This is a genomic window from Algoriphagus aestuariicola, assembly GCF_017254835.1.
In the GTDB taxonomy this organism is placed as follows: domain Bacteria; phylum Bacteroidota; class Bacteroidia; order Cytophagales; family Cyclobacteriaceae; genus Algoriphagus; species Algoriphagus aestuariicola.
Genome location: NZ_JAFKCW010000001.1, coordinates 1,495,880 through 1,518,921 on the forward strand (window position 1 = coordinate 1,495,880; position 23,042 = coordinate 1,518,921).

At 49.1% G+C, this 23,042-nt stretch carries 18 protein-coding genes and 2 tRNA genes; 11 read left to right on the forward strand and 9 right to left on the reverse strand.

Going from position 1 to position 23,042, the window contains the following annotated elements; all coding sequences use genetic code 11:
* Positions 1-183: 183 nt before the first annotated feature.
* A complete protein-coding gene (locus J0A67_RS06280) occupies positions 184-2,184 on the forward strand; it encodes a PAS domain-containing protein (RefSeq protein WP_206568407.1) in 2,001 nt (666 codons plus the stop codon).
* 86 nt (positions 2,185-2,270) lie between these two features.
* On the opposite strand, the gene J0A67_RS06285 is transcribed toward J0A67_RS06280, so the two are convergent.
* Positions 2,271-3,722, reverse strand: a complete 1,452-nt coding sequence (locus J0A67_RS06285) for an amidohydrolase (RefSeq protein ID WP_206568408.1) — start codon at positions 3,720-3,722, stop codon at positions 2,271-2,273.
* A 185-nt stretch (positions 3,723-3,907) separates the two neighbouring features.
* On the opposite strand from J0A67_RS06285, the gene J0A67_RS06290 reads away from it, so the two are divergent.
* Complete coding sequence (locus tag J0A67_RS06290) at positions 3,908-4,618, forward strand: 6-phosphogluconolactonase (RefSeq protein WP_206568409.1); 711 nt, start codon at positions 3,908-3,910, stop codon at positions 4,616-4,618.
* A gap of 34 nt (positions 4,619-4,652) precedes the next feature.
* On the opposite strand, the gene J0A67_RS06295 is transcribed toward J0A67_RS06290, so the two are convergent.
* The 3 genes from J0A67_RS06295 to J0A67_RS06305 all read right to left on the reverse strand — a co-directional run bounded on the left by J0A67_RS06295 (position 4,653) and on the right by J0A67_RS06305 (position 8,033).
* Positions 4,653-7,658 (reverse strand): AsmA family protein, encoded by a 3,006-nt coding sequence (locus J0A67_RS06295; RefSeq protein ID WP_206568410.1) that lies wholly within the window; start codon positions 7,656-7,658, stop codon positions 4,653-4,655.
* Positions 7,659-7,858: 200 nt separating this feature from the next.
* Positions 7,859-7,932: transfer RNA gene (locus J0A67_RS06300), tRNA-Asp, on the reverse strand.
* A gap of 27 nt (positions 7,933-7,959) precedes the next feature.
* Positions 7,960-8,033, reverse strand: a tRNA-Asp gene (locus J0A67_RS06305).
* A gap of 207 nt (positions 8,034-8,240) precedes the next feature.
* Between J0A67_RS06305 and J0A67_RS06310 the strand changes: the two genes are divergently transcribed.
* The 4 genes from J0A67_RS06310 to J0A67_RS06325 all read left to right on the forward strand — a co-directional run bounded on the left by J0A67_RS06310 (position 8,241) and on the right by J0A67_RS06325 (position 11,456).
* Positions 8,241-9,188 (forward strand): acetyl-CoA carboxylase carboxyltransferase subunit alpha, encoded by a 948-nt coding sequence (locus J0A67_RS06310; protein ID WP_206568411.1) that lies wholly within the window; start codon positions 8,241-8,243, stop codon positions 9,186-9,188.
* A gap of 78 nt (positions 9,189-9,266) precedes the next feature.
* On the forward strand, positions 9,267-10,106 hold the full coding sequence (locus J0A67_RS06315; protein ID WP_206568412.1) for an MBL fold metallo-hydrolase: 840 nt from the start codon (positions 9,267-9,269) through the stop codon (positions 10,104-10,106).
* A complete protein-coding gene (locus J0A67_RS06320; RefSeq protein WP_206568413.1) occupies positions 10,096-10,899 on the forward strand; it encodes a patatin-like phospholipase family protein in 804 nt (267 codons plus the stop codon). The genes J0A67_RS06315 and J0A67_RS06320 overlap by 11 nt, the downstream gene beginning before the upstream one ends.
* A complete protein-coding gene (locus tag J0A67_RS06325; RefSeq protein WP_206568414.1) occupies positions 10,896-11,456 on the forward strand; it encodes a 1-acyl-sn-glycerol-3-phosphate acyltransferase in 561 nt (186 codons plus the stop codon). The genes J0A67_RS06320 and J0A67_RS06325 overlap by 4 nt, the downstream gene beginning before the upstream one ends.
* 110 nt (positions 11,457-11,566) lie before the next feature.
* Here the strand turns inward: J0A67_RS06325 and msrB are convergent, their stop codons facing one another.
* Genes msrB through J0A67_RS06340 form a run of 3 tightly spaced genes read right to left on the reverse strand, consistent with a single transcriptional unit; the run spans position 11,567 to position 14,134 of the window.
* Positions 11,567-11,983 carry a peptide-methionine (R)-S-oxide reductase MsrB gene (gene msrB, locus J0A67_RS06330; RefSeq protein ID WP_206568415.1) on the reverse strand — a complete coding sequence of 139 codons (417 nt, stop codon included), beginning with the start codon at positions 11,981-11,983 and terminating at the stop codon, positions 11,567-11,569.
* Between the two features lie 56 nt (positions 11,984-12,039).
* Positions 12,040-13,221 (reverse strand): aspartate aminotransferase family protein, encoded by a 1,182-nt coding sequence (locus J0A67_RS06335; RefSeq protein WP_206568416.1) that lies wholly within the window; start codon positions 13,219-13,221, stop codon positions 12,040-12,042.
* 16 nt (positions 13,222-13,237) lie between these two features.
* The gene (locus tag J0A67_RS06340; RefSeq protein WP_206568417.1) at positions 13,238-14,134 is read right to left on the reverse strand and encodes a class I SAM-dependent methyltransferase; all 897 of its coding nucleotides are present in this window, start codon (positions 14,132-14,134) and stop codon (positions 13,238-13,240) included.
* Positions 14,135-14,378: 244 nt separating this feature from the next.
* Here J0A67_RS06340 and glsA point away from each other — a divergent pair, with 244 nt between their 5' ends.
* From glsA to ppk1, 5 genes are all read left to right on the forward strand, one after another.
* Positions 14,379-15,200 carry a lyso-glycine lipid O-acyltransferase GlsA gene (glsA, locus tag J0A67_RS06345; protein WP_206568418.1) on the forward strand — a complete coding sequence of 274 codons (822 nt, stop codon included), beginning with the start codon at positions 14,379-14,381 and terminating at the stop codon, positions 15,198-15,200.
* Complete coding sequence (gene glsB, locus J0A67_RS06350) at positions 15,193-16,164, forward strand: glycine N(alpha)-acyltransferase GlsB (RefSeq protein WP_241265075.1); 972 nt, start codon at positions 15,193-15,195, stop codon at positions 16,162-16,164. The genes glsA and glsB overlap by 8 nt, the downstream gene beginning before the upstream one ends.
* Entirely contained in the window at positions 16,161-16,526 is a 366-nt protein-coding gene (locus J0A67_RS06355) for a CoA-binding protein (protein WP_206568419.1), read from the forward strand. The genes glsB and J0A67_RS06355 overlap by 4 nt, the downstream gene beginning before the upstream one ends.
* A 161-nt stretch (positions 16,527-16,687) precedes the next feature.
* A complete protein-coding gene (gene gyrB, locus J0A67_RS06360; RefSeq protein ID WP_206568420.1) occupies positions 16,688-18,643 on the forward strand; it encodes a DNA topoisomerase (ATP-hydrolyzing) subunit B in 1,956 nt (651 codons plus the stop codon).
* A gap of 83 nt (positions 18,644-18,726) precedes the next feature.
* Positions 18,727-20,871 (forward strand): polyphosphate kinase 1, encoded by a 2,145-nt coding sequence (gene ppk1 / locus J0A67_RS06365; RefSeq protein ID WP_206568421.1) that lies wholly within the window; start codon positions 18,727-18,729, stop codon positions 20,869-20,871.
* A 137-nt stretch (positions 20,872-21,008) separates the two neighbouring features.
* Here the strand turns inward: ppk1 and J0A67_RS06370 are convergent, their stop codons facing one another.
* Complete coding sequence (locus tag J0A67_RS06370; RefSeq protein WP_206568422.1) at positions 21,009-21,551, reverse strand: ferritin; 543 nt, start codon at positions 21,549-21,551, stop codon at positions 21,009-21,011.
* A 107-nt stretch (positions 21,552-21,658) separates the two neighbouring features.
* Positions 21,659-23,005, reverse strand: a complete 1,347-nt coding sequence (locus J0A67_RS06375) for a M20/M25/M40 family metallo-hydrolase (protein ID WP_206568423.1) — start codon at positions 23,003-23,005, stop codon at positions 21,659-21,661.
* Positions 23,006-23,042 lie beyond the last annotated feature (37 nt).

Consider the following 23,042-nt stretch of genomic DNA (forward strand, 5'->3'; position numbering starts at 1 on the left):
TCAGGGATTTCTTTATTAAGATTTGCCAAAAATATAAGTGCTGCCTTTGATCTTTGGCCAAAACAAAAATTGCGCTTGCCGATTTGGATAATGTCAAGCTAGTCTACTCGTCTGAGTGGACTATTTTGTCTTTCCTATCATTTCTATAGTCTCATGTTATAGGATAAATTCTAATTCATTAGCATGTCAATGTTCTTTTCTGTTCCCGACAAAGAAGCCCAGTCCCAGAGCTACATGGTCTACATGTTGACCTTGATTTGGTCTTCGACCATCGCTATCATCGTTTCCGCAGGATTCTATTTCTTTCCTGAGATATGGCAGCGCTGGACTGCCTTTCTTGGGATTTCCCTTTCGATTGCCTTCATCAACCTTCAGGTCAACCGGCTGGGAAAACCTCGGATGGCAGCTTGGACCTTGACAGCCATGATTTGGCTGTTTATCACGATACCCTGTTATTCCGCGGGAGGGATGGCGGCCCCAGGGATCATCTCGCAGATGGCTGTGATTCTCACGGCAGGCTTTCTTTTGGGCTGGAGAGGAGGCTTGTTGATAGGTGTTCTGACTATGGTAGCCGATTTGGGCTTAGTATATCTTGAGATGAGCGGCAATTTGCCAGAGCCGTCAGTGGTACATACACCGCTTACGCGATGGATCGGGGCCGCCATTCCATTTGCCACTATTATTGCCTTGCAATACTATTCTACCAATCACCTGCAAGATGGACTGAATGCACTGAGGCGAGAGGTAGAGAGGCGAGAGGCTGCAGAGCTGGAAAAAGACCTGAGTCTCAAAAATCTTGGAGAACGGGTCAAGGAGCTCCGGACGCTCTATGCAGTGAGCCAAATCCTACAGGATGGGCATTTGCTGCCCGCAGAGATTTTCCAGAAAATAGCCGGTCAGATCCCCTCTGGTTTTCAATTTCCGGACATGACCGCTGCGAGAGTCTACCAAGGGGACCGAAACTTCGTATCCGAGAGGTATCATCCTAGCAAGCATTGCATCAAACAGGAGACATCCACTGCTCAGGGCACTGTTGTGGGTGTCGAGGTCGTGTTTTTGGGGCAGAATAAGGGGATGAGCCCTTTTCTGGAGGAGGAATACAGCTTAATGACCATGCTGATGGAGATGGTCAAAACCGATTTGGAGCGAAGAGAGCGTAAGGTGGAGTTGGAGGATTTCAAATATGCTCTGGATTTGGCAGCAATGCTGAGCATTTCCAAAGCCGATGGCACATTCCAGTTTGTCAATAAAAACTTTTGCAAAGCAAGCCAGTATAGCCAAGCGGAGCTCTTGGGAAGCCCCCATGAAATTCTCTGGTCTGGCGAACATTCTCCAAAAGAACTGGAGGAAGTTAGAATGGCGTTGCAAAGTGGAAAACCCATTAGAAGGGAGTTTTGTAGCCGGGCAAAAGACGGCAGTCTATACTGGGTGGATGCCACCGTTGTGCCGTTTTTGGATCAAGAGGGAAAGGTGTATCAATACCTATCGATCAACTACGATATCACCGCCCAAAAGACTGCTACAGAAAAAATCAGGGAGAGCGAGGAGCTGATCAAAAGGATTACTAGCCAGGTTCCAGGCAACTCGTATATGTTTGAGATAGAGGAAAGTGGCGGGACCTCCATTCTCTTCATGAACCGTGGGACTGAGCCCTACAATTATTCTTTTGGAATGGAGGTGGCTGAAGAAAGCCCGGAAAAACTAAGGGAACTCATCCATGAAGAGGATAGGGACATATTCAACCAAGCTATGAAAGAGGCCTACCTAAATCCAAAGCTGATCAGCCTCCAGTACCGCGTGGTTTTCGACGGGATACTGCGCTGGCGATGGCTACAGGCGGTGCCGGAAAAAAACAAGGAGGGCAAGATCATCTGGTATGGGGCATCCAGTGACATTACGCCCTTAGTCGAGTACATTGTGTCCATCGAGCAGATGATTTTTGACGTGGGCCACGTGATCCGCCGCCCGCTATCCACCATGCTGGGATTGACCAGCCTGATTCAGGAAAAGGAGTTGGAAGTTCAAGAGATAAAAAGCATTTCCAAGCATCTGTTTCAAATCTCCGGAGAGATGGACAAATTCATCCGGGAGCTCAACGAAGCCTATCACCAAAAGCGGCAGGATACCCAGCTCAAAATAGACACTTCCAGACTGATCAATACGAGAGATTCTCTTTTTAGCTGAGGTTTATTGTTCGTCCAGAAAAATAGGGGCTCCAAGGGATTTTACGTGTCCTCGGAGCCCGCGCTCATTCGAAACTTCTTTGGTAATCAATACCCCGCATCCAAGGGAGGGGGGCCATCCGGAACGATCCCCTTGTACACATAGTCTCCTTTTTTCTCCTTGAATTCGGCTTGAATCTCGGTTCTCAGGGATTCGTTTTGGAAGAGATCGACCATGGTCATGGCGAGCGCTTTGGCGGCATAGCCCATGCCTTTGTGTCCGATGGACATCCCGCCGGAAGCTACGACTGCCCAAGAATGCCAAGGAGTGCCATTAGGTGCCGTGGTGGCACTGAGGCGGATTGTCGGCACCACCCAACTGACATCACCCACATCGGTACTCCCGCCCATGCTGTGTTCTTCGGTTTCTTCCATTGGGGTGATTTCGGACAAGATGCCGATCTGGGGTTTCCCGGTGGCTTCCTGGATCTTTTTGGCAAAGGTTTGTTCCTCTTCGGTATAGATGATCGCGCCGAGAGTTTCCAGGTTTTTTTGAAGTACTGCCGAACCAGTTCGGTTGACCAAGATCTCATGGATGCCTGACACCAAAGTGACTTTGTAGTCTACATTGGCCATAATGGCGGCACCTTGGGCCATCTTTTCCACCTGTTTCCAAACCGGTTCCAATCCTTCCCGACTGGTATCACGCACCCGTACCCAAAGACGGCTATAGTCAGGCACCACATTGACTACCTGGCCGCCATCCTGGATGTGGTAGTGGATTCTTACCGTTGGCTTGATATGCTCTCGATAATAGTTGATTCCGCTGGTGTAGAGTTCGAGAGCATCGGATGCGGATCGGCCATTCCAAGGATCGGCAGAGGCATGAGCCGCCTGCCCGTTGAATTCCACGATGAAATCCACCAAAGCAAGTCCTTTCTGCACGGCGGTCTTGGTTTCAGCAGCGGGATGCCAATCCATCATTACATCCACATCGTCCATCAATCCGGCGCGGATCATCCATAGTTTGCCAAAATATTTTTCCTCGGCCGGGGTTCCGTAGAACCTTACTGTTCCTTGGAGTTTTCCCTCGGCAATCAAGTCCTTGATCGCAGCCGCAGCACTCAGTGAGGCCACGCCAAAGAGATTGTGGCCGCAGCCATGGCCTGGGGCGTCCTCATGCAGCGGAGACTTGAAGGGTACTTTGTTTTGAGAGAGGCCTGGCAGCGCATCAAACTCTCCCAGGATTCCGATGATTGGAGCACCAGAGCCATACTCCGCGACAAAGGCAGTTGGGATCTCGCCCACGCCTCGGGTGACTTTAAACCCCAGTTCCTCGGCATAGCCCGAAAGTGCCGCGGCAGACTGTGTTTCCTGAAAGGCGATCTCTTCAAAAGACCAGATTTTGTCACTCAGCTCAGTCATGTCAGCAAATCGGGCATCGATCGTCTGCTGTACGGATTGTTTGAGCGGGTCGGGTTTGGTGGCTTTCTTTTGCGCAAAAAGCGGCGAGGCAGTAAGGACTGTCGCCGTGGCTATCGCCAAGTAGCATTTTTTCATAGGCTTGTGATCTTGTAAGGTTTAGCTGGCAAAAAGATAAGCAATGTGTAGAAAAACAAACTACTATTGGCTTTGAATGGCGGAAAGGAGTTAAGGTTGGATAGGTGGTAGCCCGTACGGACTCAAAGCACAATTTGCCTTGTGCTGAGTACTGGTTTTTTCGTAATCTTGAAAAAAGCAATCCCATGAAATTCCACTATTACCCCGATTTCGAAACGATGAGCCGCCAAGGCTTTGAACTGGTCAAAGATGAGATTGAAGCCAAACCGGATCTGCTCTTCTGTGTGGCTAGTGGTGGCTCGCCTTCCGGTCTGTATGCAGAGATGGTAAAGCATCGGAAATCCAATCCGGATTTTTGTTCGAGTTTGCGGGTGGTAAAGCTGGACGAGTGGGGAGGGTTGGAGCCGGGCTCCACCTTCACTTCTGAGCATGACGTACAAACCAAGTTTGTACAGCCGCTGGAGATTGCATCTGAGCGCTATACGACCATAGACCCTTTCACCAAAGATCCTATCGGAGACTGTTCGCGGATGAAAGAATTTCTGGAAATGTCCGGCCCTGTGGATATCTGCATCCTGGGCATCGGAGTCAACAGCCATATCGCCCTAAACGAACCCTGTGCTACGTTAACCCCAAGCTTCCATGTCTGCGACTTGGCGGAGTCCACGCTCAACAACGGAATGATCAAATCATTAAAGCAGCCGCCCACTTTTGGCATGACCATGGGAGTGGGGGAGATTCTCAGCTCCAGAAAAATTCTGTTGTTTATCTCCGGTTCCGGTAAAAAGGAAGCATTCGACCAACTCTTAAAGGCAGAGGTTTCCACTCAATTTCCAGCGTCGCTACTTTGGCTCCATCCCAATGTGGATGTGCTGATAGATCAGCGTATGGTTTGATAGCGACCAAAAGCAAACAACCCAGACCTGATTCCTAGTTGTTGTTGACTGTGCTGGTATCCGGTTTGGTGGCGGGCGTTTTGGGAAGGAATCCCTTGAGAAGCTTTTTGGCTTCTTCGACTGCCTTGTCTTTTGAGGCATCGGTCTGCCTGCCCAGTTCCTTTTTCACACTGTCCTGCAGGGCCGTAGCTTTGAGCTGGAGTTGCTGTTTGATGCTGTCTTGAGCCGCATTAAACTGTTTGGTCGCTTCTGCTTGCAGCTTTTCCGTCTCGTCACTTATTCGCGATTTCAAGGCGTCAGCGAGTAGGGTCTCCAAGCTGTTTCCACCAGCCAGAGACACCTTGGGAGCATTGTATGTGCCAGTGAGGGTAAGAGCCAGTGGAATGCTGGAATTCTCAGTGACCTCTGTTCCGGCGATACCTGCGAGTAGGGCATTGGCTTGCGCCCCAAATTTTCCTGCGGGCACGTCCATGTTGATCAGGTAGTTCATCGTGCCGTCAAATCCCGCTGAGCCCTGCACCTTGGCTTGATAATCCCAAAGCTTGAGCTCGAATGGTCTCACATCCATCACTCCATTGTTGATGGAGATGGGGATAGCAATGTTTTTTAGCTGCAAGGTATTCCCATCTTTGAGGTTGGTAAGGCTGGTGATGCCTGTGAGGATCTTGCTGTCTTTCAGCGCTGCTTCGGCCACTTTCAGAAGCCCGTTTCCGTCAAGGCTAGAGAGCAGGGGCAACATATCTTGCCCCAAATTCCCAGAAAAGGAAAGCGTCGAATTGAACGTGCCGGTCAGGTGCTGTGCGATTGGAGCGAAGGCTTTGACGGAGTTGAAGGAACGAAAGGCTTCTGCAATGCTGAGGTCGGCCAGATTCAAGCTAAAGTCAAACTTGGGGACGTTTAGGTCCCTGGGGTCATAGCTGCCGCTCAGGCCGATTTGTCCACCGAGGGTATTCATCGAGGCGTCCGAGAATCGTAATACCCCGTCTTTTAATCTCATATTTCCCTTTACGGCCTTCAGGTTGAGGTTGTCGTAGATTACCTCGTTGGCGGCTACGGTCATGTTGAAGTCTATGTTTTTTGGCAACTCGACTACGGACAAAGGCACGTCGGTAGTGTCTTTAGAGCTTTCCTCGCTCATCCACTCGTTAACGTTAAAGCGAGCGCTGTTCAAGGTGAGTTCGCCAGTGAGCGTGCCCGTTTCGCTGAGGAAATAATCCATATAGTTGGATAGAAAGCCAGTTGCCCGCACAGGACTTTGTCCTACCTGTGAGTCGAATTCAGTCAAAGTGATACGTTCCGGACTAAATTGTGCGGAGGCTTTTGCAATTTGTATTCCCTGGGGTATATCGACTGAGGAGTACCGGAAACTGGTGACGTCCATTGTGCCTCGGGTCTCTAGCTGTTGGTATTTTCCGGCCTCGACCGCAGCATAGGAACCCTTAGTAGCTAGGTCAAGCTTGATTTTTCCCGCCATGCTCATGTCTTCCAAGGGGAAAATGGCCAGGATTTTTTCCAAATCCACCGCGCCGACTACCTTTCCTTCCCAGAAGAGCTTGTCCAGATCGCGGAGTTTCATATTACCTTGGATAGATTCTCCCTCCAGTACAAAGCCGAAGCGGGAGAGATCCACCAAGAAGTCATCCATTTTTCCGCTGGGGTTTTGGACAATGGCGTTAACATTGAGGTTTTCGATGGGGGCGGGATAGTCGGCACTCTTTGCGTAGCCATTGGCTAAACTAAGTTTGGCGTCTATCGTGGGGATGATACCAGCGACTGAATCATACCTGCCTTTGGCAATGGCGTTAACGTCGAGATTGCCTTTGAGCGTCATGCCGTCGATAGGGAAGATTGAGGTAAGTTCCTCCAAATTCAGTTTGCCGTCGAGAGCCCCATCCACGGTATAGGTTACCAAATCGTCGAGGCGTAGTCTACCAGAGATGGGATTACTCCCAAATTCCAGCTTGAACACAGGAATATCCAGAGTAGTTTGTTCTAAGATGCCTGATTCGTTTTTGGCGTGGAGATCCAGATTGACGTTTTTTACCGGCCTAGGCAGATCGGGGTATTTAAACATGCCATCCGCAATCTTAAGGGAGATATCAAATGCCGGAATGCTTTTATCATTGTAGACGCCTTTTACTTCTCCATGAAAATCCATCGTCCCGGAAGTCTCCAGGCTGGAGAAGCTTTCCGTATAGATACCCGGCACCAGCGAAAGGATGCTTTTGAACTCATTGTCTTTTCCAGCGAAGGCAATATCCATCTCTATATCATCACCAGGCAGCGCCAGGAAGCCCGATAGGTCGAAAAGAAAATCGTTTAGCCTAAAATCCCCGCCTTCAAGCGAAAACTTCATTTTGTCCATGTCGACGGTCAGGTCCGTTTCTCCCGAGAATTCCTTGCCGGAGAGATAGTTGACGCCGCCATAGCTGATATCGGCGATCAAAGCTTCTAGTTTTATCGGAAGCTCGTATACATCCGTCGTAAATTCGCCTTTGCCGATGGCATTGATCCCGCCTAGGGCCATGAAGTAATCGAGTTGACGATCATCATATACGAGGTTCACGTTGTTCAGCTCGATTTGGTCGATGCCGATTTTCATCGCACTTTGGGAGTTGTCAGCGGCGGCTGCGTCGGAGTCTAGTGCGATATCGTAGTTGGCAGTGCCGTCTTGGAGGACCTTGACATAGACACTCCCCCCATCGAGATGAACTCCGGTTAGGGTCGGATAGTCGTCAAAAAGTATTGATTTCAGGTTGAAATCGACTGCGAGCTCCCGAATGGAAAGTAACGTATCGTTTTGAAAAGGCGCGTTGCCGACAATTCCAAAGTCCTCGATCGTGGCTGAAACATTGGGAAATCGACGGAAGATACTTAGGCTGACCTTGTCCAGATCGAGGATTACTTGAGCATCCACAGATTGGGCAATCTCCTGGTCAATTCGCGCGGCTATTTTGTCCTTGAAGAGAAAAGGAAGCGCAATAGACGCGGCTACCAGCAGGAAGAATATCCCCAAAAAAATCAACAGTATCTTTTTCATAAACGCGCTTGGTTAATCTATCGACTGATTTTTTGCCCAATGAGCCTTTGACTGACGTCCGTTTCAAGAAAGGTCTTTTGGGCCTTGGGCAGCTGAACTGATTGCAATATCTAAGCCGAACGTGAAAAGCGTCCAATTTGGTTTCTGGTACCCAATGCGCCAAAAAACAAAAAAGTCCCGGATTTCTCCAGGACTTTAAGCGGAATGGACGGGACTCGAACCCGCGACCTCCTGCGTGACAGGCAGGCATTCTAACCAGCTGAACTACCACTCCTAATGGTTTAGCTTTACTCAAATTATGCGGAATGGACGGGACTCGAACCCGCGACCTCCTGCGTGACAGGCAGGCATTCTAACCAGCTGAACTACCACTCCGTTTGTTTACTTCTCGTTAGAAGTGGTGCAAAGGTAAGATTTTGATCTTTCTCCGCAACACCTGTTTTTAATAATTTTAAACCTTTGTTCTATCTGTTTCTATTTCAGCCGGATAATTTTTCCGGCCTGACATCGGGTTTCTGCCCGCTGCTGGGGTTTGTCACTAGCGTTTAATCCTTATCTTTGTTACTTCCAAAAATCACCGAAATGGTATTAGAATTCGAAAAACCCATTGCTGATTTAGAGCAAAAACTTCAGGAGATGAAAGACTTGGCCAAAGGCCGAAATATCGATCTAAGCAGCGATATCGAGTCTTTAGAAGAAAAAATCCTTGCGTTGAAAAAAGAGACTTTTGAGAATCTGACGCGCTGGCAGCGGGTGCAGCTTTCCCGCCACGCAGACAGACCCTATGCGCTGGACTACATCTACGAAATTACAAACGACTTCATCGAGATCTTTGGCGACCGCAATGTCGCAGACGACAAAGCTATGGTCGGAGGTCTTGGCGATGTGGATGGCCGCACGGTCATGTTCATCGGCCAGCAAAAAGGCAGAAATACCAAGCAGCGCCAAATGCGCAACTTCGGCATGGCAAACCCCGAAGGCTACCGAAAAGCGCTTCGACTGATGAAGATGGCCGAGAAGTTTGGTAAGCCTATTGTCACGTTGATTGACACGCCCGGGGCATTTCCTGGATTGGAAGCGGAGGAAAGAGGCCAAGGCGAAGCGATCGCCAGAAACCTCAAGGAGATGTTTATGCTAAAAGTGCCCGTGATCTGCATCATCATTGGCGAGGGTGCTTCCGGTGGTGCGCTGGGTATTGCTATCGGAGATCGGGTTCTGATGCTAGAAAACTCCTGGTACTCCGTCATTTCCCCGGAAAACTGCTCCACCATTCTCTGGAGATCGTGGGACTACAAAGAGCAGGCCGCCGAATCGCTGAAGCTTACAGCCAAGGATATGAAAGGCAACGGTTTGGTGGATGACATCATCCCAGAGCCACTGGGAGGTGCACACAGGGACATCAAGTGGATGGCAAACCAAGTCAAGCAGGCTATCTTGAGTTCTCTCAAAGAATTGGACAAGATCAAACCGGAAAAACGCATCGAGCAGCGCATAGAGAAATTCTGCTCTATGGGCGTAGTTGTCGAATAGACTCTTTTCAAATGAAAAATAAGACGAAGCAATCTCTGGTGATTTAGAGGTTGCTTCGGTCTTTTTAACTAATCCCAGATGGAATTATACACGGTAAATACGGGCTTTTTCAAGTTGGATGGAGGTGCCATGTTTGGGGTAGTGCCCAAGGTGATTTGGTCGCGCAGTCATCCTGCGGACGAAAATAACCTTTGCAACTGGGCCATGCGCAGCCTGTTGGCGGTAGATGGCAATCGCGTCGTATTGATTGACAATGGCATCGGCGATAAGCAGGATGCTAAATTTTTCTCTTTCTACTACCTCCATGGCGATGACTCCCTTCAGGAAAGCCTTCATAGCCTCGGGGTCAATTTCCATCAGGTAACGGATAATTTCCTGACTCATTTGCATTTTGACCATTGCGGGGGAGGTATACGATACGGTTCGCATGGGCAATACGAGGCTAGTTTTCCCAGAGCTACCTACTGGTCCAATTCCGATCATTGGCAATGGGCGACTGCTCCGAATCCCAGGGAAAAAGCTTCCTTCCTGACCGAAAACATTCTTCCCATGCAGGATCTGGGACAGTTGAAGTTTTTGGACTTGGGTCAAAAAAGTCTTTTCCCCGGCTTTGACTTCATCACGGTGGATGGACATACCGACAAGCAGATGCTGCCCAAGATCCAGTATAAAGGCAAAACGGTCGTGTTTGTCGCTGACTTGATTCCTTCTGTCGGGCACATTCCCCTTCCGTATGTGATGGGGTATGACACCCGTCCATTGATTACAATGAGCGAGAAAGAGGCATTTTTGGAGGAAGCTGCGCGGGAGGGTTATGTGCTTTTTCTGGAGCATGATCCGATCCATGAATGCTGCACCGTCAAGAAGACCGACCGAGGGGTACGTTTGGATCAAACCTTCCGACTGGATGAGCTCTAAGCTTAGGATAGGCATTGCGCTTTCAGGCGGGGGTGTCCGGGGCGTGTCTCACTTGGGTGTTTTGAAAGCACTCAATGAAGTGGGCATTTACCCGACCAAGGTCTCGGGGACTTCAGCGGGAGCAATTGCGGGAGCGATGTACTGCAATGGCTATAAGCCCGAGGAGGTGGTGAAGATCATTGTGGAGACCAATTTTTTCCGCTTTATGCGTCCTGCCGTTTCGCTCAGGGGCATCTTGAGGATGCAGAGCGTGGGAGATCTTTTTCGACTGTACCTTGCCCACGACGACTTTGCCAAGCTCAAGATTCCGCTCTCGGTAGCTGCCACTAATATTAAAAAGGGCAAGGTGGTCTATTTTGACGAGGGCGAGCTGATTGCTCCTTTGATGGCTTCCAGCTGTATACCGGGGATGTTTGAACCGATAGTGATTGGAAAAAAATACCTCGTGGACGGTGGCGTGCTCAACAACCTGCCGGTGGAGCCCTTGGACGGGATCTGTGATTTTGTGATCGGAGTCAATTGCAACCATTTGCCAGAGGAAAGCAACATCAAGAACATGAAAAGCCTGATCGAGCGGGCAGTAATCATGTCGATGAACTACAACGTGCATAGCAGGAAATCAAAATGCGACTACTTCCTTGAAGCGCCTGGTTTGGGGAAATATGGAGTTTTTGACATAAAAAGGGCACCTGATCTCTTTCGAGCAGGATACGAGCATACCCTGAGCGTAATTGAACAAAACCCGAGTATCTTAGAATTGGCAAACCCAAGCTCAAAACATTTAAGAATATGATGAAGCTAATTTCCAGATTTGTGTTTTGGATTTCAGACTGGACCCTCAATGACCAATGGCCCAAAGGCCTCAAAAAGGCGGTTCTGATCGCCATTCCGCACACCTCCAATTGGGATATCCTATACGCTCGGGCAGCGTTTTTTTTGATGGATATTCCGGTGCGGTTTACGATCAAAAAGGAAGTCATGGTTGGTCCTTTGGGTTGGCTTTTGAGTGGGCTGGGCGCGATTGCCATCGATCGCAAGCGGATACCGGGAGGAAGAAAACAAACCTACACCGAGGCAATGGTGAGGATGCTCAATGAGCGAGACGAACTAGTCATTATGGTCACTCCAGAGGGTACTCGGAGTGCTGTAAAAAAATGGAAATCAGGATTTTATCATATCGCGCTGGAAGCTAACGTTCCGATTGTCGTTGGCTATCTAGACTATAAGAAAAAAGAAGCGGGTATTGGTCCCTGCATCTACCCAGACGGCAATATGGACGCCCAAATCGAAGAGATGAAAGTCTTTGGCCGGACTGTGACCGGCAGGCATCCTGAAAAGGGTATTGTGTGAATTGGGAAATGAAACCAGACGTTTCGGAATTGAGGGCGAGAGTCAAGCTTCTGAAACAAGAAGGGAAATGGGAGCATTTACTTGTCCCCGTTTCCCGAATTTGCATTTACCTATTCTTTTTTGAAATCCATGCTTAGCGAATTGATGCAGTAGCGGATGCCGCCTTGGTCTTTTGGACCGTCAGGGAAGCGATGGCCTAAGTGTCCGCCACACTTGCCGCAGAGGATTTCCTCCCGCACCATAAAGTGGCTATAGTCCATCTTCACGTCGATTGCCTCAGGGCTGACGGGCTCGGTGAAGCTTGGCCATCCGCAACCGCTATCGTACTTTTTGGATGAGTGGAAAATCTCGTTTCCGCAAGCTTTGCATTCATATATTCCCGTCGCTTTGTTGAGATAATATTGACCTGTGAAGGGACGCTCGGTTCCTTTTTCGCGGAGCACATGAAAGGATTGGGGATCAAGCTGCTCCTTCCATTCGGCTTCCGATTTGGAGACTTGGTAGTTTTTTGGCTCTTGTTTTTTCATGCTTACTAAACCGTTTTGATGGAACTATAGTTTGGTATCCGTAGGATTACAGTGGGCTAGGCTTCTTCAATTGCCTGTAGGATAATGCTACACGCTTCCTGTATTTGGGCCTCAGAGATGATCAATGGCGGTGCGATCCGCATGGAATCATCGCAAAACAAGAACCAGTCCGTGATGACTCCTAACTTGATAGCCCGGTCAATGATGGGCTTTAGTACGTCGAAAGACTCAAATTCCACCGCCATCATCAGGCCTTTGTTTCGAATGCCTTTGATCTTGGGATTGACCAACAAGCTTTTGAAAAGCTCCGCTTTTGACTCTACCTGTTGGATAAGTTTTTCCTCTTGCAAAATTTGAACAGTAGCCAAAGAAGCTGCTGCACTCACCGGATGCCCTCCAAATGTCGTGATATGGCCGAGAAGGGGATTGTTTTTGAAAACGCCCATGACTTCCTTGTTAGCGATAAAAGCTCCTATAGGCATTCCTCCTCCCATTCCCTTGGCGCAAACAACCACATCGGGCACGATGTCAAAATGCTCAAACGCCCAAAACCTGCCCGTTCGGCCAAAGCCCGCCTGAATCTCATCCAGGATAAGCAAAGTCCCCGTTTCGTCGCAGTTTTTTCGCAAGGCTTTAAAATAGTCCCGGTCTGCGACACGGATCCCGGCCTCGCCTTGGATGGTTTCCATGATGACTGCGGCGGTTTGTTCCGTGATTTTCTCCAAATCGTTTGGATTGCCGTAGTGGATATGGCTGATTCCCGGTAGCAGAGGACGATAGGCACGCTTGAAAATCTCGTTGCCTCCCACGCTCAGCGATCCATGGCTACTTCCATGATAGGCATTGACGCAGGAAATGATTTCCCTGCGTCCGGTGAATCGCTTGGCTAGCTTGAGGGCACCCTCCACCGCTTCAGAACCGCTGTTGACTAGGTATACATTGTCGAGCTGGGGTGGAAGCGTGTCGCAAAGCGCCCTAGCAAGATGTGTCTGCGGTGTCTGCACATATTCCCCATACACCATCAGGTGCAGGTATTTGTCCAATTGGGATTGGATAGCATCTATGACTTTCGGATGCCGATGGCCCACATTGCTCACCCCAATTCCCGAGATCAAGTCAATGTATTTCTCTCCATTAGGCCCATGAAGATGGATTCCTTCGGCTTTTTCCACCTCGATCAGCAGCGGAAAATCCGTTGTTTGCGCAAGGTTGGACAGGAAGATCTGGCGATTGTTCATGATTGTTTAATCAAGGTCAAAAACTCGAGAACCGGAAGAAAATGCCCAAGGGAAGCTTTTTTCCCTGCTTTTCCTCGAGGTAAAGTTCCCCTTGTTCGGCGTTTTCCACCCTACGAAAGTTGGAACGGATAAGGTTGGCGGCGATCAGGGAAGAAAAGCTCAGTGAATACATATTGAGAAGTAGAAAATGATCTTTGGGATCTAGGATTTCCGCGCAGGTTTTGAGCATTTCATTGATCTGCTCCTCTAGAATCCACTTTTCACCCTCAGGGCCACGGCCGTAAGCGGGAGGGTCGAGGATGATGCCCTGGTAGACATTTCCTCGGCGTGCCTCTCTTTTGATGAATTTCATCGCATCGTCCACGATCCATCGTATGCCGTCCAGATTGGACGACTCCATGTTATGTTTGGACCAGGAAACAACTTGTTTCACTGAGTCGAGATGGGTGACTTCCGCTCCTGCGGCGCGACAGGCTACCGAAGCGGCCCCGGTGTAGGCAAACAGGTTTAGCACCTTTGGTTTCTGGCCGGGAAAAGCCTTGATTTTTCGATATAGATAATCCCAATTGACCGCCTGCTCTGGAAACAAGCCAATATGTTTAAAGGAAGTCTGGGCGAGATTCAATGTCAGCTTCAGCCCGTCGGCATTTTGATAGCCAATGGACCAGTTGTGAGGCATAGCTTTGAGCTGTTGCCATTGTCCTTTTTCCGGGTTGTTTTTTTCCTTGGCAAAATGCGCGTGCGCGAGTTTTCTCCATTCTGAGTCCGCGAGGCTCTTGTCCCAGATAGCCTGTGGCTCTGGGCGGCTGAGGATGAATTTTCCGAAGCGCTCAAGTTTTTCGAAGCCGCCAGTGTCGATCAGTTCATAGTCGCTCCAAGGGCCGGGGCAGAGGGAGAGGATAGTTTCTTTCATTGCGGCAAAAATAGATATAATCGGCGAGCAAGCTACCCTACGACTAGTTAAAGGCGGTATTGGCCGTTATTCTCAGCTTTGTAGGTAAGCCAAAAATCTACGTTGTTGGTTTTCAGGAAACTAATTCCCATATCCTACCCAGACGGTAGGCAAAGGCTTATTTTTTGTACTTTTGAAGCAAGCCGTTGTGAAAATTTCCGTTTTTCCTTCGATTTTAAATTGTGCTCCACGATTTTTTGACCCTATGTCAAAGAAATTTATCGATATCGAAAAAGCCATCCATTCCAAGAATCCCAAAATCCTCAAATGGATGCCAGGATTTTTGCTGGGTTACATCAAGCGCGTGACCCATGAGGAGTGGCTTAATTCGGTTTTGAACAAGCATCTGGACAAAAAAGGACTGGATTTCGCCGAAGCCTTGATCGCCGAGTTCGGAATGGACGTAAAGCTAATCGGGGCGGAAAACATCCCCGCATCGGGTGGTATAATCTTGGCTTCAAACCATCCCTTGGGCGGAATGGACGGAATAGCATTCATGCATGCGGTGGGCAAGATCAGGCCGGACGTCCGTTTCCTGGTCAACGACCTCCTGATGAGCTTTGACAATTTTGAGCCGATCTTCGTACCGGTCAACAAGCATGGGGCAAATTCCAAGACCGCCAACCTGAGGATCGAGGAAGCCTATGCCAACGGACACGCGGTGTTGATTTTTCCGGCCGGACTCGTGTCCAGAAAGCAGGAGGGGGTGATCAGGGATTTGCAATGGAGGAAGAGCTTTATCTCGAAAGCGAAAAAATACAGGCTGGATGTTTTGCCCTGCCATATAGAAGGGAGGAATTCTGGGTTTTTTTACAATCTTGCCAACTTGCGAAAGAAGATTGGCATCAAAGCCAATATCGAAATGTTTTGGCTAGTCGACGAAATGTACAAGCAGAGAGGAAAAAAAGTCGAAATTCGGGTGGGAAAACCTCTGTCGCCCGATACGTTTACCTCGGAAAAGACAGAGATGCAATGGGCCGAATATATAAAGGGCTTGGTATATAAACTGGGAGAAGGACATGTATAGTGAAATGCCGATTATATCAGCAGTAGATCGCAGTCTATTGAAAAGAGAACTGACTCCTGAGCGTTTTCTCCGGTATACCAACAATGGAGACAACTTGGTATACCTGGTAAACCATCATAATGCGCCTAATGTCGTGCAGGAAATCGGCCGATTGCGGGAATTGACCTTCCGTGCAGCTGGCGGCGGCACGGGAATGGAGCTGGATCTGGACGAAAATGACACCTGCGAAAAGTGCTACGATCAATTGATCACTTGGAACCCTGAAGACGAGGAGATCGTGGCTGGATATCGGGTGATCATGTGCAAAAACGCCATCAATCCCGACGGATCTCTTCATCTTTCCACTACCCATCTCTTCGACTTTTCGGAGACATTCGTTCGAGATTACATACCTTACACCTTGGAACTGGGCAGGTCATTCGTACAGCCCAAGTACCAACCTAGCCTCGACAACCGGAAAGGACTCTTCAGCCTGGATAATCTTTGGGACGGACTGGGGGCAGTCGTGCTGCTCAATCCAGACGTTAAGTATCTTTTTGGAAAGGTGACGATGTATCCCCACTACAATCGGGAAGGAAGGGATTTATTGCTCTACTTCATGAATCATTACTTTCCTGATCATGAGGGTCTCGTGAAGCCAAAGGAAAATATAAGGTTGACGTATGAAACCGATATCTTTTCCCGACCAAATCCATTTGAAAACCTAGACTACAAAGAGGGCTATAAATTCCTTAATAGCAGGATCAGATCTCTTGGTGAGAATATTCCCCCGCTGATCAATACCTATATGAACCTGTCTCCAACGATGAGAACCTTCGGCACCGCGCTCAACGACGAGTTTGGCGATGTGGAAGAAACCGGAATCATGATCACGCTGGCGGACATTTACGAAAGCAAGAAACACCGACATATGGATACATTTGTCCGAGATAGGACGTTCGGGAAAAGAAACCATCAAGGATGAAAAAGACCCTTCTTGTCGGCGCTACGCCTGATCCTTCCCGATATGCCTATCTCGCTGCAAAAATGTTTTCGGAGAGGGGAGTAGACTTCGTACCAATCGGCATCAAGCAGGGGGAAGTTTTTGGGCGTGAAATTGTAGATCTGAGATCCAAGCCCGAAATAGAGGGCATCGACACCATCACGCTCTACATCGGTCCTGCTCATCAGGAGGAGTGGATAGACTATTTGGTGGGCCTACAGCCCAAGCGGATTATTTTCAATCCCGGAACGGAAAATCCCACTTTTTTCGCCCAGGCCAAGGAAGCTGGCATCGAAGTTCTACCCGCGTGTACCCTTGTGATGTTGAGTACCCGGCAATATTGATTGCAGTCATCCGCTACGTCCGATTTTTTTCAGGGGAAACGTGCCAAACCTACTTTGCTGCGAAGCTGGGATAAGTGACTTTTTTTGCCTAACTTGCGGAATCTAAAATTGAAGACAAAATCACCATTCTAAGCCCGTTTTGAGGGTTTTTTCCAAAAAATATGAGTGAAGAAAAAGATAAGAAATCCGCGGATTACTCAGCGGATAACATCCAGATATTAGAAGGTCTGGAAGCGGTAAGAAAGCGTCCCGCGATGTACATCGGTGATATCGGCATCAAGGGTCTCCACCATCTCATTTGGGAGGTAGTCGACAACTCGATTGACGAAGCGCTCGCCGGGCACTGCGACACTATTCACGTCACTGTCCACGAAGACAATTCCATCACAGTTGAAGACAATGGCCGGGGCATCCCAACCGACATGCACCCAAAGGAAAAAAAATCAGCTTTGGAGGTTGTATTGACGGTACTCCACGCCGGCGGTAAATTCGACAAGGACACCTACAAAGTGTCGGGAGGTCTGCATGGTGTGGGCGTTTCCTGCGTGAACGCACTTTCCACTGACTTGAAAGCGACCGTGCACCGCAATGGGGTTATTTTCGAGCAGGAATTCAAGATCGGCGTGCCCCAATATCCCGCACGACAGATCGGAACTACAGATAAACGCGGAACGATCATCCATTTCAAGCCGGACGCGAGCATCTTTATCGCGACGGAGTACAAATATGAAACCATCGCCAACCGTCTAAGAGAAATGTCTTTCCTCAACGCCGGCATCAAGATCACGCTGACGGACCTGAGGGAAGTAGAGGACGGGAAGCCAAAGGAGGACGTGTTTTATTCCGAGGGTGGTCTGGTAGAATTTGTACAGTATCTGGACGAGACCCGGGAAAAAATCATCGACTATCCAATCTATATCGAGTCGGAGCAAAATGGAGTGCCGGTGCAAGTAGCGATGAACTACAACAGTTCCTATGCGGAAAATGTGGTTTCCTACGTGAATACCATTAATACCTACGAGGGTGGAACGCACGTGACAGGCTTCAGAAGGGCCCTCACAAGGACGTTGAAATCCTACGCGGACAAATCAGGGATGCTGGACAAGTTGAAGTTGGAGGTTTCCGGGGACGATTTCCGGGAGGGTTTGACAGCCGTTATTTCCGTCAAGGTCGCAGAGCCGCAGTTTGAAGGCCAAACCAAGACCAAACTGGGTAACTCTGATGTCGTTGGTGCGGTAGACAGTGCAGTTTCAGATACCCTGCAAAGCTGGTTGGAAGAGCATCCGAAGGAAGCCAAGACTATTGTGGGCAAGGTGATCCTTGCGGCACAGGCGCGTCATGCGGCAAGAAAAGCCCGTGAGATGGTCCAGCGAAAAAGCGTCTTGGGAGGCGGAGGCCTTCCTGGTAAACTTGCCGACTGTGCTAACTCCGATCCGACTATCTGTGAGCTTTACCTAGTGGAAGGGGACTCGGCGGGGGGATCTGCAAAGCAGGGACGAGACCGGGATTTTCAGGCCATTCTGCCGCTCAAAGGTAAAATCCTCAACGTGGAGAAAGCCCATGAGCACAAAATCTACGACAACGAGGAAATCAAGAATATTCTGACTGCACTTGGAGTGAAGTTTGGCACTGCCAACGATGACAAGGAACTTGACCTTTCCGGACTCAGATATCACAAGATCATCATCATGACGGATGCCGACATTGACGGATCCCACATCCGCACGCTGATCTTGACCTTGTTTTTCCGATACATGAGACCGCTGATCGAGCATGGCTATGTGTACATTGCTTTGCCGCCTTTGTATCTCTTGAAGCGGGGTAAGGATGAGCGTTATTGCTGGACAGAGGAAGAAAGAAAGGCCTTGACGGCCGAAATGGCGAAGGATGGCCGAGAGGATAGTGTGGGCATACAGCGATACAAGGGTCTCGGGGAGATGAACCCAGAGCAATTGTGGACGACGACGATGGATCCAAATGTGAGGTCAATCAAACAAGTAAACATCGAGTCCGCTGCCGAAGCTGACCACCTGTTCAGCATGCTGATGGGCGACGAGGTAGCTCCACGCCGGGATTTTATAGAGAAAAACGCAAAGTACGCGAAGATCGACACCTAACGAAAAAGGGGCTTTTTAGGCCCCTTTTTTTGAGTAATTTTGATTTTCCCGAAATATCTATGCGAGTTTTATTTTGATTTTGTATGAACAAGTTGACTGTTGGGGACAAATACGAATCCGTAATTCAAAAGAGTGATCTGGTCAGCCGAGATCTGAGCTGGGTGAAATTCAACGTGCGTGTACTGGACCAGTCCAAGAAAGCACACCGCTCAATTTTCGAAAAACTTAAATTTCTGGCAATTACAGCGTCCAACTTGGATGAATTTTTTATGATCCGGGTTGGCTCACTGTACAATTACCTGGACTATGACAAGGAGCGAATAGACTATTCCGGACTCAGGGAAGATCCTTTCAAGGCAAAACTGATGAAGGATTGCCAGCAATTTCACCAAGATCAGCACGAGCATTTTACCAAAGTGATTCTTCCCGGACTTCACGAGGAAGGCATCACCGTCTGCAATGTATCGAAGCTGACCGCTGAGGAGCAGGAAAAAGTGCGGCAGTATTTTCACAAAGCCATCTATCCTATGCTGACACCGATGGTCTATGACGGCTATCGTACCTTTCCCATTCTGATGAACAAGCTCCTCGTGTTCGGTGTGGTCACGACCAGTCCGGGGGAGCGAAAGGATATGCGCAAGATGAGTTTTGTGCAGATTCCCGCCAACATCCCACGGTTTTTTGAACTGGAGCGGGAGAATTCCCTGACGCTCGTGCCCATAGAAGAGGTGATTCGGGAAAATATTGTCTCTCTCTTCAGAAACGTGGAAATCGAATCCATCACCTTGTTCAGGATTACCCGAAACGGGGATTTTTCCCTTGAGGAAAGTGAAGACATGGACGCGAATTTTCTCGAAGAGGTGAAGCGTAAGCTCATGGAGCGAAAAACCGGGCGGGTGGTCCGTATCGAAATCGAGGAGGGCTATTCCAAATGGATGCTGAATTCACTTTTGGAAAGATGGAACCTCCGGCCAGACTCGGTCTATTTGGTCAAAAGATCCAGCATGATTGACTTCACCGGGCTTTGGCAGATCGTCGGCAACAAGCGCTTTCGCGAGCGGCTTCCCCAAAATCCCGAGCCCGTCAAACCGGTGTCCTATCCCGAGGAAGGCACGGCGGATATCTTTGAGATACTGAAGGAGAAGGATATCCTGCTCCACCATCCATACAACAACATCGATTCCATCCTCGATTTGATCGAGAAGGCAGCGGACGATCCGGATGTGATGGCGATCAAAATGACTATCTACCGTTTGGCAAAGGAGAGCCGGATTACCAAAACGCTTCTCCGCGCAGCGGAAAACGGAAAACACGTTTCGGTGCTTTTTGAGGTCAAAGCGCGATTTGACGAGGAAAACAACATCCGAGAGGCCAAGAGGCTCCAAAAGGCGGGTTGCTTTGTGATTTATGGGATTTCGAACGTGAAAACCCACACCAAGCTGCTGCTGATCGTGAAGAAGGACGACTCGGAAATCACCCGCTACGTCCATCTCGGCTCCGGAAACTACAACGAGGACACAGCTCGACTCTATACGGATATTGGCCTCCTGACGACCAATGAGACCTTGGCCAACGATGTCTCCGAATTCTTTAATGTCATCACCGGGCATTCTGTACCCAGTACCTATCGCAACCTGATCACTGCTCCGCGCGACATGCGAAAACAGCTGATTCAGTACATCGAGGAAGAGGCGGAGAATGCGAGAAACGGACAACCCGCGGGAATCTTTATCAAGGTAAATTCACTGGAAGACTCCGAGACCATCTATGCGCTGTATCGCGCATCCCAGTCCGGCGTCACCATCAAACTCATTGTGCGGGGCATTTGCTGCCTGAGGCCTGGAAGGCCTGGTTTAAGTGAAAACATACAGGTCCTTTCCATAGTAGGCGACTTCCTGGAACACAGCAGAATCTACCATTTCTACAACAATGGCAATACAAGGACCTACTCGGGAAGTGCGGACATGATGGTAAGAAGCTTTGACAAAAGACTGGAATCCCTCTTCAAGGTGGAGTCGCCTCTACTCGAAAAGCAGCTGATGAATATCCTATCCTACAACCTTAAGGACAATGTCAACTCCTACGTGATGCAGGAGGACGGCACCTACGTCGCCAAGCATCCATTGGGCGATGAACCTGAATTCAATGTCCACCGGGAATTTTTCAATGTGACTGAGGAGGAAGTGATGGCCGTGAAACTGGTGGAGGATGCTAAAATCGATAGTTGAGATATATCTATCTAAAGTATTGAAAATTAGCAATATGTGAGTATGGTCAAGTAGTGATGAATCTTTCATTCAAATGTTTAAAGCCCCAAGAGCTATAAAGTCTTGGGGCTTTTTAGTCCACTGATGTCCCGGATGTTCTAGGCGCCTGTATCAGCTGCGGCGTGCAGCTTGCCCAGTTCTTGGTCGATGGTCCAGAGTCCGACGCCTTCCTCGCCGATGATTTCAAATAGTTCAAGTGCTCTGCGGGACATGGTCTCTTCCTCCCTTTGCTCAGTCACATACCATTGCATAAAGCTGAAGGTAGCGAAATCCTTTACAGAAAAGGCATGGTCCACTATGTTGTTGATGGATTTGGTCACCTTGATTTCGTGCTCCAAGATCAATTCAAACACTTCCCGTAGTGAGTTGAAATTGTGGCGGATGCCCGTGATCTCCGGCTGTATGGCGTGCCCTCCGGCTTCGTTTACGTATTGGAAGATCTTCATCATGTGCATGCGCTCTTCGTCCGCATGGGTGTACAGGTACTTGGCAGCATTGGCATAGCCCATCATGTGGCACCAAGAAGCCATCGAGAGGTAGTATGCGGAGGATTTGCCTTCCATTTCCACCTGTTTATTGAGCAAAGCCTCGGTATCCGGCAGCAGGGAACGCTGAAGCGTTACGATTTCTTTCTGTTTCATAGTTGATAAAATTAGATACTTAAACTTAACGAAATCGGGGCTTTTTCCATTCCCGGCCGTAGCTTTTCGAATAGAATTTGAAATTGGTTTAATTTAACCCAGCTGCCTTATCTGGAAGCTGGCAGGGGAAACACCGCTAAACTTTCCGCGCCTGCGTCGGTGACTGATTGTACGGCAAAGAAATAGTTGTCCTTGGAGTAGGGCAGGGTCAGTGTGGTCTCCGTGGTGAAAAACTTTTTCTCCCACATAGGCGCGGAAGTCTCGCGCATTAAGACATAGTATCCTTTTACTTTTCCGATAGTTGGGGCTTTCCAAAATAAGGTGGATTTGTTGCTCAATCCCTGCACGCTGATCCGGACGTCTTCGGGTGCTCCGGCAGAGTTTGCAAGCGAAGCCGCTGCGGCGAGGTTGATAGCTGATACTTTCCTCAAGTATTCGAAATCCATGAATTCCGGGAGGTCGCCGTATTGAATGCCGTTTTCCACCCTTACATTTTCATGCTGGTGGAGGAAGTTTTCGTTCATTTCGGATACGCGGATGGCTGCAAATCCATTCCTCAAAAAGGGAGTTTGATCGCCGCCTCTGAGAAAACGGTCCATTCGGTAGATCAGCTTGACCTCCATTTGATCCACGTAGCGCTCGCCGACTTCCTTGATGTAGCGAGCAAGCTGCCGAGATTTGCTGTCGTTTTCGGCACCAGAAGACCTGCGGGCAGCAGCTTCCTGTTCTGTCTCCGCAAGGGGGATGGTTTCTGAGAAAATCCTCACCTTCGTATTGTCGCTGATGAGGGTTTCCGAGGAGTTGCTATTTCCAATAATGTCGTTGTTGAGGACGCCGGCGATGTTCCATCCTTCAGCCTTGGCTTTGTCAGCGAGGTAGCTAGCGCCTTTTAGTCCCTGCTCTTCCCCTGTAAATGCGACAAACATCACAGTTGCGGAAAATTCCGACTTTGCCATCACCCTCGCCAATTCCATAACGGCGGCAACTCCACTGCCATCGTCGTTCGCACCCGGGGCGCCGCCGGTAGCATCCATCACATCTTTGTTCCTGGAATCCAAGTGGCCGGAGACAATGAAAATACGGTCATCCGCAGTGTTGACGCCCTTTAGCGTAGCGATCACATTGGCGACTTCCGAGTCTGCCGTGATCCGGCGTCCGTCTGCCGGGATAGTGAAGTTTTCAATTTTTGCCGTCATGCGACCGCCTGAAGCATTCACAAAGGAATTGAACTTGGACAAAACATAGCGCTGTGCTGCAGGCATCCCGTTTTTTTCGTCTTTGCTTAGTGTATGTCTGGTGTTGAAAGCAGCCAAGTCATGGATGTATTTTTTGAGAGAATCCGAGGACACCTCTGCGACCAGTTTTTCGATTTCTGGATTTCTATGGACAACGGTCTGGGCATCTGCCGTCCAGAGGATGGGCACTAGAAAAAGGGTGAATAAAATTTTGTGCATAGTAGTTTGGTTTTAACCTTAACCCTAAATTTATCCG